The organism is Methylocella tundrae, from assembly GCF_901905185.1.
Lineage (GTDB): Bacteria > Pseudomonadota > Alphaproteobacteria > Rhizobiales > Beijerinckiaceae > Methylocapsa > Methylocapsa tundrae.
In genome coordinates this window covers 435,001-449,314 of the sequence record NZ_CABFMQ020000001.1, presented here as the reverse complement: position 1 = coordinate 449,314, position 14,314 = coordinate 435,001, and the positions used below count along the sequence as shown (strand labels likewise).

Genomic DNA, 14,314 nt, shown 5'->3' with positions numbered 1-14,314 from the left:
TTCCCGGCTCACTCTTTTATCGTTTTCCGCTTGGGCGGATCGCGGTGGCGTGAAGGCGCCGCACGGAGCTTCCGCCCGCAGGAAAAGCAGCGCGGCGGTCAGGCGGCGGCGATCTCGGCAAGAATTGCTTCCGCGGCCGCGCGCGGATCCTTCGCGCTCGTGATCGGACGGCCAACCACAAGGTAATCGGCTCCGGCCTTGATCGCAGCGGAGGGAGTCATGATCCTTTTCTGGTCGCCCGCCGATGAGCCGGCGGGCCGGATGCCAGGCGTCACAAGAATCATGGCGGGTCCAACCTCGCGGCGAACCGCCGGAAGTTCCTCGGCCGAGAGAATCAATCCGTCAATGCCGATCTCTCGCGCCTGGCGGGCGCGGCGCATGACGAGATCCTCAACACCGAAGGCGTAGCCAGCCTCATGCAGATCGGCGTCGCTATAGGAGGTCATCACGGTGACGCCGAGAAGGCGCAGCGCCGATCCGGCGGCGCCCTGCTTTGCCGCCGCCATCGTCTGTGGATAGGCGTGGATCGTCAGGAATCGCGCGCCAAGACGCGCTACATTCGCACAGGCCTTCGCCACCGTGGTTGGAATATCATGCAGCTTGAGGTCGAGAAAAACCTGCGCCCCATTGTCGATCAGCTCTTTTGCGAATGAGAGGCCGCCGCCGTAGGCGAGCTCCATGCCGACCTTATAAAAGCAGACGCTCGGGCCGAGGGCGGCAACCATCGCCCTCGCTTCCGCCGGCGTCGGAAAATCCAGCGCGACGATGAGCTTTTCGCTCAAGGCGGCGCCGGCTGGCTCCGCCGATGTCATGGCCGCGGTGATTTGCTGCGGTCCGCCCTGCGCGCCGACGAGTCCGCGCGCTTGTTTTTCTGCGCCGCTCTTTGCTTGGGCGCGAGTCGCGCTCTCGCGCCGTCTATCTCGCGTTTCAGATCGATCTGGATCTTTTCCGTGCCTTGCCTCAGCCGATCGAAGAACTCTTGCGCCGGATTGGGGCGCGTCAGCCTGAAGCCCTGCTCATGGCTCGCCCTTGCCCGATAGATCCACACGCGAGCGGGGGGGAGATTGAGCCATACCGGCGGCGAACGGTCCGCGTGGAACGTCGGCCCAAACGACTTCTCGCGCGGGATCGGCGACAGGAGACCATAAGTGAACTGGATGAAAGCGGCGCCCGGCGCCATGCAATCGAAGGCGTCGGCCAAAAGACTGAGCCTTTGCCGCTCCGGCTTCACAAGGAGCGGCAGGCTCGAAACGACGGAGCTTGCCGGCTGGCTCAAGAGACCCGCGAGAAGCTCCTTGAACCGATAAGCGTCGCCCTCGACGACGTGGACGCCGGGGAAGCGCCGCTGTAGATGCTTGCAAAAGTTCGGGTCGAATTCGATGAGGTAAAGGCGGCTCGGGGCGACGCCGCGCGCCAAAAGCGCCTCCGTGATCGCCCCCGTTCCCGGTCCGAGTTCTATGATGGGGCCAGTCCCGTGCGGATCGACATAGCGCGCCATCATGCGCGCCAGGGAGCGCCCCGACGGAGAGACCGCGCCAGCCCGCAGCGGATTTTCGAACCACGACCGGATGAAGCGCGCTTCATCGGCGAGGCGCTTTTCGATCGGCATGGGACGTTTGGCTGGACCGCGGCGGTCCGCGCGCGAGGGGTCGCTCAGCAATGGATTCTCCTCGCTTCTGATAAGAGCGCGGCCACCGAAAGCCGCACGCCAGCTCGCGCGAAGATACCGACAAAGAGGGCGCCGTCAAGGAAACAGAGGCGTTGCCGCTCATTTTCTCGCGCAAGGCTCAAACTGCGCGCTTCAGCCTACTGGCTGCTTAGATTTTCGAAAAAATCCTTCATCTTGGCGAAGAATCCAGAGGCTTCCGGATGGGTCTTTGTCGATGATTCGGCTTCGAACTCGGCCAGAAGTTCGCGCTGACGCTTGGTTAAGTTCTGCGGCGTCTCGACATTGACCTGAATATAAAGGTCGCCAACGTCACGCGAGCGCAGAACGGGCATGCCCTTGTGCTTCAGCTTGAACTGCTTGCCCGTCTGCGTTCCCTCTGGAATTTTGACCTTGGCCGAGCCGCCATCCAGCGTGCGCACGTCGACTTCGCCGCCAATCGTCGCCTGCACCATGGAGATCGGAACGCGGCAAAAGAGATCGGCTCCATCGCGCTGGAAAAAGGGATGGGGTTTGGTTGAAACGAAAATATAAAGATCGCCTGCCGAGCCGCCTCTCGAACCTGCCTCGCCCTCGCCGCTCAAGCGGATGCGGGTGCCGTCCTCGACGCCAGAAGGAATATTGACCGAAAGGCTGCGTTCGCGCGTGACGCGCCCGCTGCCGCCGCACGGCCCGCACGGATCATCGATAATGTCGCCGCGGCCGTGGCAGTGCGGGCATGTGCGCTCAATCGCGAAAAATCCCTGCTGCGCCCTGACGCGTCCCTGTCCGCCGCATGTCGGGCAGACGCGGGGCTTCGCGCCCGCCTTGGCGCCCGTGCCGGAACAGACGTCACAGTTGACGGACATCGGCAGTGTGAGCGAGGCGACCTTTCCGTGAAACGCCTCCTCGAGCGTAATTTCCATATTGTAGCGAAGATCAGATCCGCGCACCGGGCCGTTGCGGCCGCCGCCACGGCGATTCATGACGTCGCCAAAAAGATCGTCGAAAATATCGGACATTGACGACGCAAAACCATCGCCGCCGCCAAAGCCGCCGTGCTCGAACGCGGCATGCCCGTAGCGGTCGTAGCTTGCGCGCTTTTGCGCGTCGGAAAGGGTCTGATAGGCCTCGTTCAATTCCTTGAACTTGACTTCGGCGTCCGTGTTTCCCGGGTTGCGATCGGGATGGTGCTCCATCGCGGCCTTGCGGAAAGCGCTTTTCAGCTCGATTTCCGAGCAGGTTCTGGAAACGCCCAAAATTTCATAAAAGTCGCGCTTCGCCATAGTTCCTTGCATTCCAATCCATAGCGCGGGAGCCTCGCGTCATGCGTCTCGCTCAAAGGCGCCCGCCCCCCCGGCAATGAGAGCGCCCCAAGCCATCCAACAACTCATCGGCGCAGGCATAAATCCGCGCAAAATCGATGACAGGCTTAAGCAAGATACATGCTGGCGTCCGATCTTACAGCGCCCGATTGCGCTTTTCCGGAAGAAACATCCGGTCCGCGCGTTCCTGCCGGACGGACGCCACAGCTTATGTCAATAGCCAATGACGCAGCCAAGGTCGCGGCCATAGGGAGCGGCGGAGATTTTATTCAAAATCTCCGCCGCGCTTCAATCGCGTCAGGCTGACTTCTTCTCGTCGGGGCCGACTTCCTTGAAGTCCGCGTCGATCACATCGTCCTTCGGCTCGCTATGGCCTTCGGGAGCCCCCGACTCGGCGCCTGCCTTGTACAAAGCTTCGCCAAGCTTCATCGAAGCCTGCGCGAGATCGTTGGTGCGCGCCTTGATCGCCTCGACGTCTTCGCCTTCGAGCACGCCCTTCAGCGCCGCGACAGCGCCCTCAACCGCGCTCTTGTCGGCGTCGGACACCTTGCCGGCGTACTCCGTCAGCGACTTCTCGGCCGAATGGACCATCGCCTCTGCCTGGTTGCGCACGTCGACGAGTTCACGCCGCTTCTTGTCCTCGGCGGCGTGGAGTTCGGCGTCCTTCACCATTTTGTCGATGTCGCCCTCGCTGAGGCCGCCCGACGCCTGGATGCGGATCTGCTGCTCCTTGTTCGTCGCCTTGTCCTTCGCCGTCACATTGACGATGCCATTGGCGTCGATATCGAAAGTCACTTCGATCTGCGGCACGCCGCGCGGCGCGCCGGGGATGCCGACGAGGTCGAACTGCCCGAGGATCTTGTTGTCGGCCGCCATCTCGCGCTCGCCCTGGAACACGCGAATGGTCACGGCCGTCTGATTATCCTCGGCTGTCGAGAAGACCTGGCTCTTCTTCGTCGGGATCGTCGTATTGCGGTCGATCAATCGGGTGAACACGCCGCCGAGAGTCTCGATGCCAAGCGACAGAGGCGTCACGTCAAGCAGCAGCACGTCCTTGACGTCGCCCTGCAGCACGCCGGCCTGAACCGCGGCGCCGATGGCGACGACTTCATCGGGGTTGACGCCCTTGTGAGGCTCTTTGCCGAAGAAGCTCTTCACGACTTCCTGCACCTTCGGCATGCGGGTCATGCCGCCGACGAGAACGACTTCGTTGATTTCGCCCGCCGTCAAGCCCGCGTCCTTCAGCGCCTTGCGGCAAGGTTCGACCGTCTTCTGGATCAGATCATCGACCAGCGCCTCAAATTTCGCGCGGGTCAGCTTCAAGGTGAGATGCTTCGGCCCGGTCGCGTCGGCGGTGATATAGGGCAGATTGATTTCGGTCTGAGTCGCGGAGGATAGTTCGATCTTCGCCTTCTCGGCGGCTTCCTTCAGCCGCTGCAGCGCGAGCTTGTCCTTCTTGAGGTCGATGCCGTTCTCTTTCTTGAACTCGTCAGCGAGATATTCGACGAGGCGCACGTCAAAATCCTCACCGCCGAGGAAGGTGTCGCCATTGGTCGATTTCACCTCGAAGACGCCATCGCCGATCTCGAGGATCGAAACGTCGAAGGTGCCGCCGCCGAGATCGTAAACGGCGATGACGCCCGAGCCCTTCTTGTCGAGGCCATAAGCCAGCGCCGCCGCGGTCGGCTCATTGATGATGCGCAAAACCTCAAGGCCGGCGATCTTGCCGGCGTCCTTCGTCGCCTGACGCTGCGCGTCGTTGAAATAGGCGGGGACGGTGATCACGGCCTGCGACACCGGCTGGCCGAGATAGGCTTCGGCCGTCTCCTTCATCTTTTGCAGGATGAAGGCGGAAATCTGCGAGGGAGAATATTGTTTGCCGTCAGCCTCGACCCAGGCGTCGCCGTTCGAGGCGCGAATAATCTTGTAAGGAACGAGCCCGATGTCCTTCTTGGTCATCGGATCGTCGAAGGTGCGGCCGATCAGCCGCTTGATGGCGAAAAACGTGCGTTCCGGATTGGTGACGCCCTGCCTCTTGGCCGGCTGGCCGACGAGACGCTCGCCGTCATCCGTGAAGGCGACGATGGAGGGAGTGGTGCGGGCCCCCTCGGCGTTCTCAATCACCTTAGGAGTCGTCCCCTCCATGACGGCCACGCAAGAATTGGTGGTGCCAAGATCGATTCCTATTACTTTACCCATGATTTTCTTCCTTTCGATACGCAAGACCACCGGACCCCGAAGCGATCCAGCAAATGGGCGGACGGATTTCCGCCCGGTCCCCGATAGTGTTCAGATTGGCATTGCAACGCAGGAGCGCAAGATGGCCGGTATATAAGAGGACGATCGACCGACGCAAGACGAGCCGCCGACGTTCCAGCAGAATCCGCGCCGGCCGCCGAATGCGCCACGCGGAGGGGAGAATCATTTTATTCTCAGTGATTTCCTTCGCGCGGCCGAACGGTTAGGGTGGCGTTTCGATCATTCCGGCGAGGCTTCACTTGAAACTCTCTTTTTTGCCGGCGTTGCTCGCCACTTTATTAACCGCGTCAAGCGCCTCGGCCCAGATGATGCTGCCGGGCGCGCTGCAAGCCGCCCCTGAGGGACCGGCGACGCCGAACCCCGGCGGCGCGGGTCAGGCGAGGCCGAAGCCGGTCGTGGCGAAGCCGCCGGGCGAAGAAACGATCATCGACCGTGATTTGCTGCGCGACGGGTCACAGGGGCTGATCGCCTTCCAGCGCGCCGCTGGCAAAGGACTGGAAATCAAGGCCCTGTCGATGGCTGGCGAGCAAATCACCCATCCGGGCGAAGCCTGCCGCATCGACGTCATCGCTGGCGACCCGATCGAAGCGAGGCCGCTCGGCAAGCCGAAAGGGCTTCTGCGTTATGGCGTCGACATCGAAGCCTGTCCGTTTTCCTTCGATGTTTACGAGGGCGCTGTTCTGATTGCGCATGAAGGGAAAGCCTGCGATTTCGTCGCCGCCGATTGCCGCGTCGACCCAAGCGGATTTTGGGGACCGGCCGGTTCCTCCTTCGACGACAAGCAGGTCAAGCAGTTCGAATCAGCACGGGGCCGCGCGGAGGCGTCGATGCGCGCCCAGTTTCACGCCCTTGTGGCGAGCCTCGGCAAAGACAAGGACGCCGTCAAAAAAATCGCCAGCGAGCAGGCGGGGTTCTCCTCAGAACGCGAAGTCGCCTGCCGCAACTACGCCCGCGAAGACGTTCATGGCTTCTGCGCCTTGCGGCTGACGCAGGGCCGCGGGTTCGCGCTGCAGGCGGCGCTGGAGGCGGGCGGCAAAGAGCGCGGCCAGACCAAGAAAGCCAAGGGCGCGAGAAATGCGAAGGCTGAGGCAAGGCCGTGAACCGTCGCGAAAGCTAGTGCCGCGCTCGGGTCAAGACCCAGGGCTCTGAGACCTGACCCCAGATCGGACGGCTCGTTCGAACTTCCCGCGGCCTCGATCAAGGCCTTCGAACCTATCGTCGAGCAGATCGACGTCGTGGTCGGCGATCCATCGCCGGTCCTGTTGCGCGGGGCGCGTTCGAGGAGTTGATGGGCCTTCCGGATGTCGAGCAACACGCCCTTCGGCCTGGCGGCGCGCGGCCAATGCTTCTATGAAGACGGCAAGCTCAAAAATCGCTTTTTGTAATCCGGTGCGGCAGGGCGACGCCGCCGCGCCTCACACGGGCCAGCGGATCCGGGGCGCTCAGCCGCCAAGCGCGTGCGCAATGACGAGGCCGATGCCGACGCCGGCGAGCGCGGCCGCGACGCCGATCGAAACAGTCTCCATCACCGTCCGCGCAAGGGGCCGGCGTCCGACGCGGGCGCGGCCGACGCCGAGACAGATCAGCAGCAGCATGGTGATGGCGGTCGATACCCAGCGAGCCTCCGACACCGGCATCAGAGCAAAGGGCACGATCGGAATCGCCGCCGAGACGAAATCGGCGATCAGCATCCATAGCGCATGTGCGAGAGGGCTTTGCATCGTCTCCGGGGTCGCGGGCGCCGTCATCGCGTATGCGACGCCCTGCAACACGCCCGGCTTCGAGCGAATGAGGTCCGTGACGAGCGCGGTTTGCGTCTCCGCCAGGCCGGCCGCGCGCAGGCGGTCGCCGATCCGGGCGACGACCGCATCTGGACGCTGCGCGATCTCCGAGGCGAGCCGCGCGCTGAACGTTCGCGCCTCGTCGACCTCGGTTTCGATCTCGAGGTAGGTTCCGGCCATCATGGACACGGCCGCCGCGCACGCGCCCGACGCGCCGGCGACCAACACCGTCATATTATCATTGGTGGTCGCCGCCACCCCGAGCACGAGGCCGAAGATCGAGACTGTGCCGTCTTCCATGCCGAACACGATGTCGCCTGCGCTCGCCGCCAGCGATGTCTTGACTCGTTCGAATATCGTGGGGTGGACCAAGTCTATTCTCCAGGGGGAGATCTGATTATTTGGCGCGTCGCTGCGGACCGTTGGACAACGCCGTCACCCATGAACGCCATCAAGACGCCGGAGCGCCCGCCTCAAAGCCAACCATAACTTGGCGCGGCGTAGTCAACCGCCCCTGTTGCGCCGGGAGAGCTTGTCGTTTCCGATCATGCCTTCCCCTCGGCTCCGGTCAAGCCTTATCGCGCGACAAAAAAAGACCAGGCGCATTGCCTGGCCTTCAGTCTACGACCGGGAGGAACACCGGCGAACCTAAGCGAGAGAAGCCCTGGCGAATCATCTTCGCCAAATGACAAATTATCTATTATCATACTTATTAATATTTAGACACAGTTTTTAACATTTCTTTCGCGACCCTTCGAGGTTCACGGAAAAGCGCAGCTCACGTCTGCTTTGTCCTCGCCCGCAAGGCAAGCAGCGCTCGAGCGGACTTGCGCCCGATAACTTTGCCATTCAGCGGGCCGCCGGCGCTCGAGATCTTTCGATACTCCCCCGCGTTCGGATGCGCAGAGGACCGCGCACAAGTATTCCGGGTAAAGCCACGCTTCCTTAAACACCGATCCAAAGTTCAGCTTCAGCTCTGGAGCCGGATTTAGCTTTGGGCCGCGTCATGAAAAAGTGCGCCATCACATATTCGCGCCAAAAACATCATCTATAGTCGAGCATGTTAGCGATTCGGTAGACTCTTGCTTCCGGGGGCACGCTATGACACAAGCTCAGATCTACCAGCATGGAATGAAGGCCTATATCGAGGGCAGCCCTCTCAGCGGCAATCCTTATAACGCCACGACGTGTCCAGCAGCATACGACGCCTGGACCGATGGCTGGCTTGACGCCATGCGCGCGCGGCGGCGCATTCATGCTCTTAAAATCGCCGCCTATTCGCATATCAGGCCGGCGCCTCGCGCGGCTGGTCTTTTTGCCTAGGAAACCCTCTTCGCCTTGGCGGAGAAGGCCGTTTACGGCTCCTCTGCACTATGAAATGATCCGACGCGTAGACGATTATCGACATCGCTAAAGCGCTGCCCCAGTCATGCAGCTTGTGATGACCCATTCCATCGCGCCGTCAACGGCTAGCCTCCCGGCCCGCCCGCGAACGAGCAAGAAGCGGTAAAGACCTGGCTCCTTTCTGCTGGCCGCCGTCCGGCGCGGGCATACAGATCGCGCTTCGACATGTCGAGCTTCGTCCAATGCCGACGAACGCCACCGCCGACCTCGGCTCTTTCGGCTCGGTCAGTAGCCCGCATTCATTTAATAAAAACCAAATTTTCCCCTGAAATGAGAACTTCAGAATGCAGCAATCCAATTGCTTTCTGAAATGTCACGCTCGTGTAGCGGCCTGGCAGCAACCAATCGTGCAACTCGATGACAATAACGGCGGCTCTAGGCATCCACGATGTGTTTGACGCAAACAGATCAGATTCGAACCCCTCTATGTCGATTTTGACGATGAGAAGATCGGCGGCTATTCCGGCCATCTCCAATAATGCATCAACGGTAAACAACTGAATATTGCCTCTGCTTTCCCGTTTTGTCTGAACGGCCCATGACTCATGACTCGGCCGTTCAAGCGTAACCATTCCATTACCCCCGCCTATAGCCCCCTCAACAACTCGTATGTTTTCGTATTGCGCGCAATTCAATCGGCAGACTGCAACCGTTGCTGGATCAGGCTCAATGGCGACGATTTTGGCTTTCGGGAAACGCCTCGCGAACCAGAGCGACACCGCTCCAATATTAGCGCCGGCGTCGATGATAACCGGGGTTCTGCCCGCGTCTATCATTGCCTGATAAGCTTCATAAATGCGGCTGCACTGGGTAAATTTATCGAAGTCGTAGTCCTTGTATACGAATACTTGGCGCAATACATTGATGTCGCTGTCGGACGGCCGCAGGCTGATCCGGCCAACCCGGCTATTGATCGAAACTACGCCGTCCGCGTTCCGTGGGAGAATTCCGCGGAGCCACATCGAGGGCCCAAAAACAACAGTCTCCTGGAAGAATTTCAGCCAGTTTACTGGATTTAAGGCTTTCGCGACGGCCATGTTGGACTCCCGCGCCAATGATTTTCATGCATCGTGCGAACAGTTAATGTTGTTGTCATGACCTCTTGTTTAAGCGACCACGGCTCTGCGAGCACGATAACGCATTTGAAAGCAGTAAAAAGGGCCTAAATGGCTACTCGTCGTTCTGGCTGTCGGGATCCTCGACCGGCATGGACGCGATGGGGTCCCCAAAAGGCCTTTCCCGCCTTCGCTCGCTGGATTGGATGCAAGGCGCCGCTCAACGATACGCGGGAGGGAGTTAGCGAAATGGTCGACGCCTTCGAACCTTCGCAGCTGCTGAAGCAAAACCGGAAGAGGCGCCGCCGAGGCTGCCCAGGCCGATTTGAACTCAACGAATCGCGGAAGCCGACGCGGCACGCTGCAGTCGCGCCGGTAGGCTCCTAACGAAACCCAAAATTGCTGCGTTCTGAAATGTGGCAATTTTAGGAACGGCGTGAGCGGAACGTCAAATCACGAACCCCGTTGAAGCCGTCAAAAAAAGCTCATTTCTTCTGATAGTTGCATATTTGTCGGCGTTTCGAGGCGCTCCGCCCGCGATATCGCCCTTCCCATCCCCTAAATCTGCGCCGATAGCCTTTGATTGAATGCGATCCGCACAATGCGGCGGAACGCAGTTCGAAGACATCCAGCTCAACAGAGTGAGGACCAACCACGGCCCCCGCTTCGTTTAGACACTGGCGAACTGGTCCGCTATCTCAATTGTAGATCAAGATAGTCTGCCAGAAGTCACACTTATGCGCCGCCACGAACTGCGCCTTAGTGAACGTCGACAGAGTTGGGATATCTTGCGACAGATAATAGCCCGTCTTGCCCTTGTAGCGCGGCCAGGGGCTATTTCCCAGCCCATTGGGATTGCCGGTCCAGGCGAAGTTCGTCCAAGCGATCACCAGCTGATCGGAGAGATCCTGCTGCTTGTTGTTCAATTGATGAGTGATGCCGTCGGGACCGCCATGGTAGAGAGGGAACAGAAACTGGATATCGGCCGTATGATAGGCGAGCGGTTGGAATCCCGGCATTTTCGGGAAGTAGTACGGCGCCGTTCGCTCCTGGAATTCGTAGCCGTAAACCGGAACCTGATTGGCGAGCAGATCGCTCGCGCGAAGGCTCCGGCAAGCTGATACGTCCGTCGTCACTGCGTCCATGGCCAACTGCGGCGTGGGATAGGCGTAAAGGGGATAGTGAGCCAGAACCGCTTGAACGGTTCCGGCCGAATACGCCGGCGGCGAGCCCGCCGGCCCGGCATTTCCGCTGTACGTGTTTGTGACGAGGTTTGTGAAGTCCGTCGCCGTGAATGGCACGCGCGGGTTCTTGAAGTATTCCGTAATCCCGAGGCCGAAGTTGCCTTCATCTTGGACCGTACCGTTCATGACGGGCATATGGTTGAACTGCCCCGTCTGGAACGCGGACGTAAATGAAGTCGGCAAGATTTGGCCGTCTTGGACCAAATAGGTTATGTAGGGCCCGTTGCCGCTTTCGGTTCCCGACAGCGTCGTGATCTGCTGAGCGGTCAGGCTTCTCAGACATTTGGCGGTGGCGGCATCCGAGCCGGAGCCGCAGCCGGCGGCGACGGCGAAGGCGGTGCCTTTTGACTCGGCGAGGGGCAGAGGCGTCAGTCCGCTAAAATAGCTGACGCCGCTTTCCAGAATCGCGCGATGGAACAGCCCGGCCGCGAGGGGCGAAACCATGTTGGACGCGGTGTCGGAGGCGCCCGCAGACTGCCCGCCTACGGTGACGTTGTTCTTGTCGCCGCCGAATTGTGCGATGTTGTGCTTTACCCATCTGAGGGCGGCCTGCTGGTCAAGGATGCCGTAATTGCCGAAGAGATGTCCTTCAGCGTCGATCGCGGGATGCGCCATGAAGCCGAAGAGATTGAGCCGGTAATTGATGGTGACGACGACCGTGTGGCCTTGCGCCGCCAGCTTGGCTCCGTCGTAATCATTACTCTCGCCGTCGACATTGCCGCCGCCGTGGATCCAGAAGATGACCGGAAGCTTCTCCTTTGCCGCGGGATCGACGTTCGGCGTGAAGACGTTGAGATAAAGACAGTCCTCGTTGTTGTTGGCGGGGCCAGCGAACACGCCGAGAGTCGTAATCTGGGCGCAGGTCGGCCCATAGGCTGTCGCCTGTAAAACATTGGTCCAGGGCGCATGTTTATGCGGCGGCTTCCAGCGCAAATTGCCAAGCGGCGGTTCGGCGTAGGGAACGCCGAGGAATTCCGCGACGCCGTTTTTCAGGAATCCCCGGACCGGGCCTTCCTTGGTCTCGACGCGCAGCGGGTTCGCCGCACGGGCCTGCATCGGCGCCGTCAGCACTCCTGCAAAGGCGCACACGCCGAGCGCCATGCCGACGCTTTCCCTGACGCGCCGCTTTACTGTGTGCGCGGGCGAGCGCGCACAGCGCAGTTTTGATCGTTTCAACATTGCTTCCCCCGATGACTTTGCTTAACTGCCGCCTACTCATTTGACGACATTTGAAAACGCATAGCGCCGGGGCAGCGCTCAATCTTCCATGAAGTTCCGATCCATATCAGGATCTGGATATTTTCCGTCACGATATGCTTTTGGTAGAAGTCCGATTCCAGCGAGCGTCACCGTCTACAATCTAAGGCTGACCTTGCCCCTTGGGCTTAATCCAGCTTGAAGTTCGCTCTGGCCCAATCTGAGGACCAGAGCATGAAGCGCAGTCGCTTTTCGGAAGAACAGATCATCGGGATATTGAAGGAGCACGAGGCTGGGGTCTCGGTCGCGGATTTGCGCCGCAAGCACGGAGTCAGCGACGCCCGCACTTACAGATGGAAAGCGAAATTCGGCGGGATGGACGTGTCCGAGGCCAAGCGTCTGCGGCGCTGGAGGACGAGAACGCCAAGCTCAAGCGCATGCTGGCCAACGCTATGCTCGACAATGTGGCGCTGAAGGATTTGCTGGGAAAGAAGTGATGACGCCCGCTGCCGAGCGGAATGCTGTCGCGCATCTCATGAGCGTTCACGGGATGAGCGAACGGCGGGCGAAGCGGATCAAAGGGTCCGCGCGCGAAGCGCGATGGAATGATCCGCGAAGGGATGTAAAGCCATCGGCTCTTGCACAGACGATGAGATACAAAACGACGCGGGCGGATGACGCCGCCTTGCGCGAACGCATGACAGCCATCGCGCATGAGCGCCGGCGGTTCGGCTATCGACGCGTTCATGTGCTGCTGAGGCGAGAAAACTATGTGGTCAACCACAAGAAGCTCTTCGGGCTCTCCTGTTGCCGTCAAAGTCACCCGAGTTGAACCCGGTCGAAAAATATCTGGCAGTTCATGCGCGACAACAGCCTCTCAAACCGGATCTTCAAATCCTACGACGACATCCTCGATCACTGCTGCTTCGCCTCGAACAAGCTCATAGACATGCCCATCAAAATCATGTCCATCGGAACAAGAGAATGGGCATATCGGTCATGATCAACGAGACTTGGTACTAGCTAGTGCAGATAAGTGCGGCGCTGGATTCGGAGTTTGAAGGCCGACCATGACGAGATCGATTTCATTAAGGTCGTCGATGGCAACGCGGCTTCGGCAGCTTTTCAGCTCCGGCCGGTCGATATCGGAGGGACAAATCTTCTGGAAAACTGACCCGGACCGGCCAGCGTGGCGCACGCCTATGATTTTAGTGCGGGACGGATACGATTGCGAATGGTGAACAAAAGGCTTGGGCTTAAGTGAAGACTGGCGAGTTGCCGCGATGCAGCACGTGAAAGCAGCGGCTATAAATCTCTAATTCATTATATGCATCGGAATTCTATGGAAGATAGCGCAAGAAGAGGGCGCTAAGCTCCCGCGTGTCGCGATCGCTTAAACAGAAAATACACCGTGCAGGCGATCGGACGGTCAAGCAACACAACAACGGGAGGGCGAGATGGATACTGACGAGTCGCCGAAGCAGACGACCGATACCACAAGTGCCGGTCGCCGAAGCTTCTTTGCCAGGGCTGGAGCGGTCCTAGCTTCTCTTCCGATGCTCGGGATTCGGCCGGGTATGGCCGACGACAACCGTTATGGAGGTGGTGATGACAGCGCCGATGGCCGGAGCCCGCTGACGATTGCGAGACGGGGGACCTTCTTTGCCGGTGGAACGGTGCTCACTTCTCCAGGCGTTTTTGACCCCACCATCAATGGCGGCCCGGGGCAATCGCTATATGGCGATCATGTATACACCCAGTTTGAGGTCCCCTTTCGCTCGAGGAGGCTTCCACTCGTCTTATGGCACGGCGTTCAACCACCGACGGCCGGGAAGGATACCAATCAATATTCCTGCGTCGAGGCTTCACTGTGCACATCATCGACCAGCCCCGAACGGGACGCGCTGGCACCAGCACGCAGGGCATCACCCTAACTCCAACTCCCGGCGATCAAGATCTTTTCGTCGCTTGGCGGCTCGGCGTCTGGCCCAATTTCTATCCAGACACCAAATTCCCGCAGGGCGCAGGTAATCCAAGCCTGTCGCCTACCGATGTGCCCCCGGCGTTGAACCAATTTTTTCGCCAGATGACCGTCAATACAGGTCCCTCGGATCGGACCGTTATAACGGCCGGCGTTGCGGCGCTGTTCGCGGAGATTGGTCCCGCCGTTCTCCTTACACATTCGGCGAGCGGCATTCTCGGCTGGGTAACGGCGACGCTAACCCCTAACGTGAGGGCGATCTACGCCTATGAGCCGACCGATTACGCATTCCCGAGCAACGCTCTGCCCGCTCCGATAGGAACCGGCGCCGCGCAGATAACGCCCAAACCCCTGTCGCCCTCAGACTTCCAGAAGCTCACAAAGATTCCGATCCGAATCCAGTATTCGGACCATATCCCGTCG

The 14,314-nt window shown here is 60.1% G+C and carries 10 protein-coding genes and 2 pseudogenes (1 of these 12 cut by a window edge); 5 read left to right on the top strand and 7 right to left on the bottom strand.

Going from position 1 to position 14,314, the window contains the following annotated elements:
* Positions 1-98 precede the first annotated feature (98 nt).
* From pyrF to dnaK, 4 genes are all read right to left on the bottom strand, one after another.
* Positions 99-812, bottom strand: a complete 714-nt coding sequence (gene pyrF, locus MPC4_RS01870) for an orotidine-5'-phosphate decarboxylase (RefSeq protein WP_174511008.1) — start codon at positions 810-812, stop codon at positions 99-101.
* On the bottom strand, positions 809-1,660 hold the full coding sequence (locus tag MPC4_RS01865; RefSeq protein ID WP_244628782.1) for a class I SAM-dependent methyltransferase: 852 nt from the start codon (positions 1,658-1,660) through the stop codon (positions 809-811). Before MPC4_RS01865 ends, pyrF begins: the two co-directional genes overlap by 4 nt.
* A 146-nt stretch (positions 1,661-1,806) precedes the next feature.
* Entirely contained in the window at positions 1,807-2,931 is a 1,125-nt protein-coding gene (gene dnaJ / locus MPC4_RS01860; RefSeq protein WP_174511007.1) for a molecular chaperone DnaJ, read from the bottom strand.
* Positions 2,932-3,267: 336 nt separating this feature from the next.
* Positions 3,268-5,169 (bottom strand): molecular chaperone DnaK, encoded by a 1,902-nt coding sequence (dnaK, locus tag MPC4_RS01855; RefSeq protein ID WP_174511006.1) that lies wholly within the window; start codon positions 5,167-5,169, stop codon positions 3,268-3,270.
* Positions 5,170-5,468: 299 nt separating this feature from the next.
* Between dnaK and MPC4_RS01850 the strand changes: the two genes are divergently transcribed.
* The gene (locus MPC4_RS01850; RefSeq protein WP_174511005.1) at positions 5,469-6,329 is read left to right on the top strand and encodes a hypothetical protein; all 861 of its coding nucleotides are present in this window, start codon (positions 5,469-5,471) and stop codon (positions 6,327-6,329) included.
* Between the two features lie 342 nt (positions 6,330-6,671).
* Here the strand turns inward: MPC4_RS01850 and MPC4_RS01845 are convergent, their stop codons facing one another.
* Positions 6,672-7,382 (bottom strand): VIT1/CCC1 transporter family protein, encoded by a 711-nt coding sequence (locus tag MPC4_RS01845; RefSeq protein WP_174511004.1) that lies wholly within the window; start codon positions 7,380-7,382, stop codon positions 6,672-6,674.
* Between the two features lie 729 nt (positions 7,383-8,111).
* Between MPC4_RS01845 and MPC4_RS01840 the strand changes: the two genes are divergently transcribed.
* The gene (locus MPC4_RS01840; protein WP_174511003.1) at positions 8,112-8,333 is read left to right on the top strand and encodes a hypothetical protein; all 222 of its coding nucleotides are present in this window, start codon (positions 8,112-8,114) and stop codon (positions 8,331-8,333) included.
* A 320-nt stretch (positions 8,334-8,653) separates the two neighbouring features.
* Here MPC4_RS01840 and MPC4_RS01835 read toward each other — a convergent pair whose 3' ends face one another.
* Positions 8,654-9,451 (bottom strand): FkbM family methyltransferase, encoded by a 798-nt coding sequence (locus MPC4_RS01835; protein ID WP_174511002.1) that lies wholly within the window; start codon positions 9,449-9,451, stop codon positions 8,654-8,656.
* Between the two features lie 716 nt (positions 9,452-10,167).
* A complete protein-coding gene (locus tag MPC4_RS01830; RefSeq protein WP_244628781.1) occupies positions 10,168-11,814 on the bottom strand; it encodes a carboxylesterase/lipase family protein in 1,647 nt (548 codons plus the stop codon).
* A gap of 330 nt (positions 11,815-12,144) precedes the next feature.
* On the opposite strand from MPC4_RS01830, the pseudogene MPC4_RS01825 reads away from it, so the two are divergent.
* From MPC4_RS01825 to MPC4_RS01820, 3 genes and pseudogenes are all read left to right on the top strand, one after another.
* Positions 12,145-12,712: pseudogene (locus tag MPC4_RS01825) on the top strand (transposase); the annotation flags it as partial.
* A pseudogene (locus MPC4_RS21060) lies at positions 12,712-12,913 on the top strand (transposase); the annotation flags it as partial. The pseudogenes MPC4_RS01825 and MPC4_RS21060, both read left to right, overlap by 1 nt.
* 798 nt (positions 12,914-13,711) lie before the next feature.
* On the top strand, positions 13,712-14,314 hold the 5' portion of the coding sequence (locus MPC4_RS01820; protein ID WP_244628780.1) for an alpha/beta hydrolase. Its footprint extends 225 nt past the window's final position; the window shows 603 of its 828 coding nt (coding positions 1-603); it begins with the start codon at positions 13,712-13,714; its stop codon lies beyond the right edge, outside the window.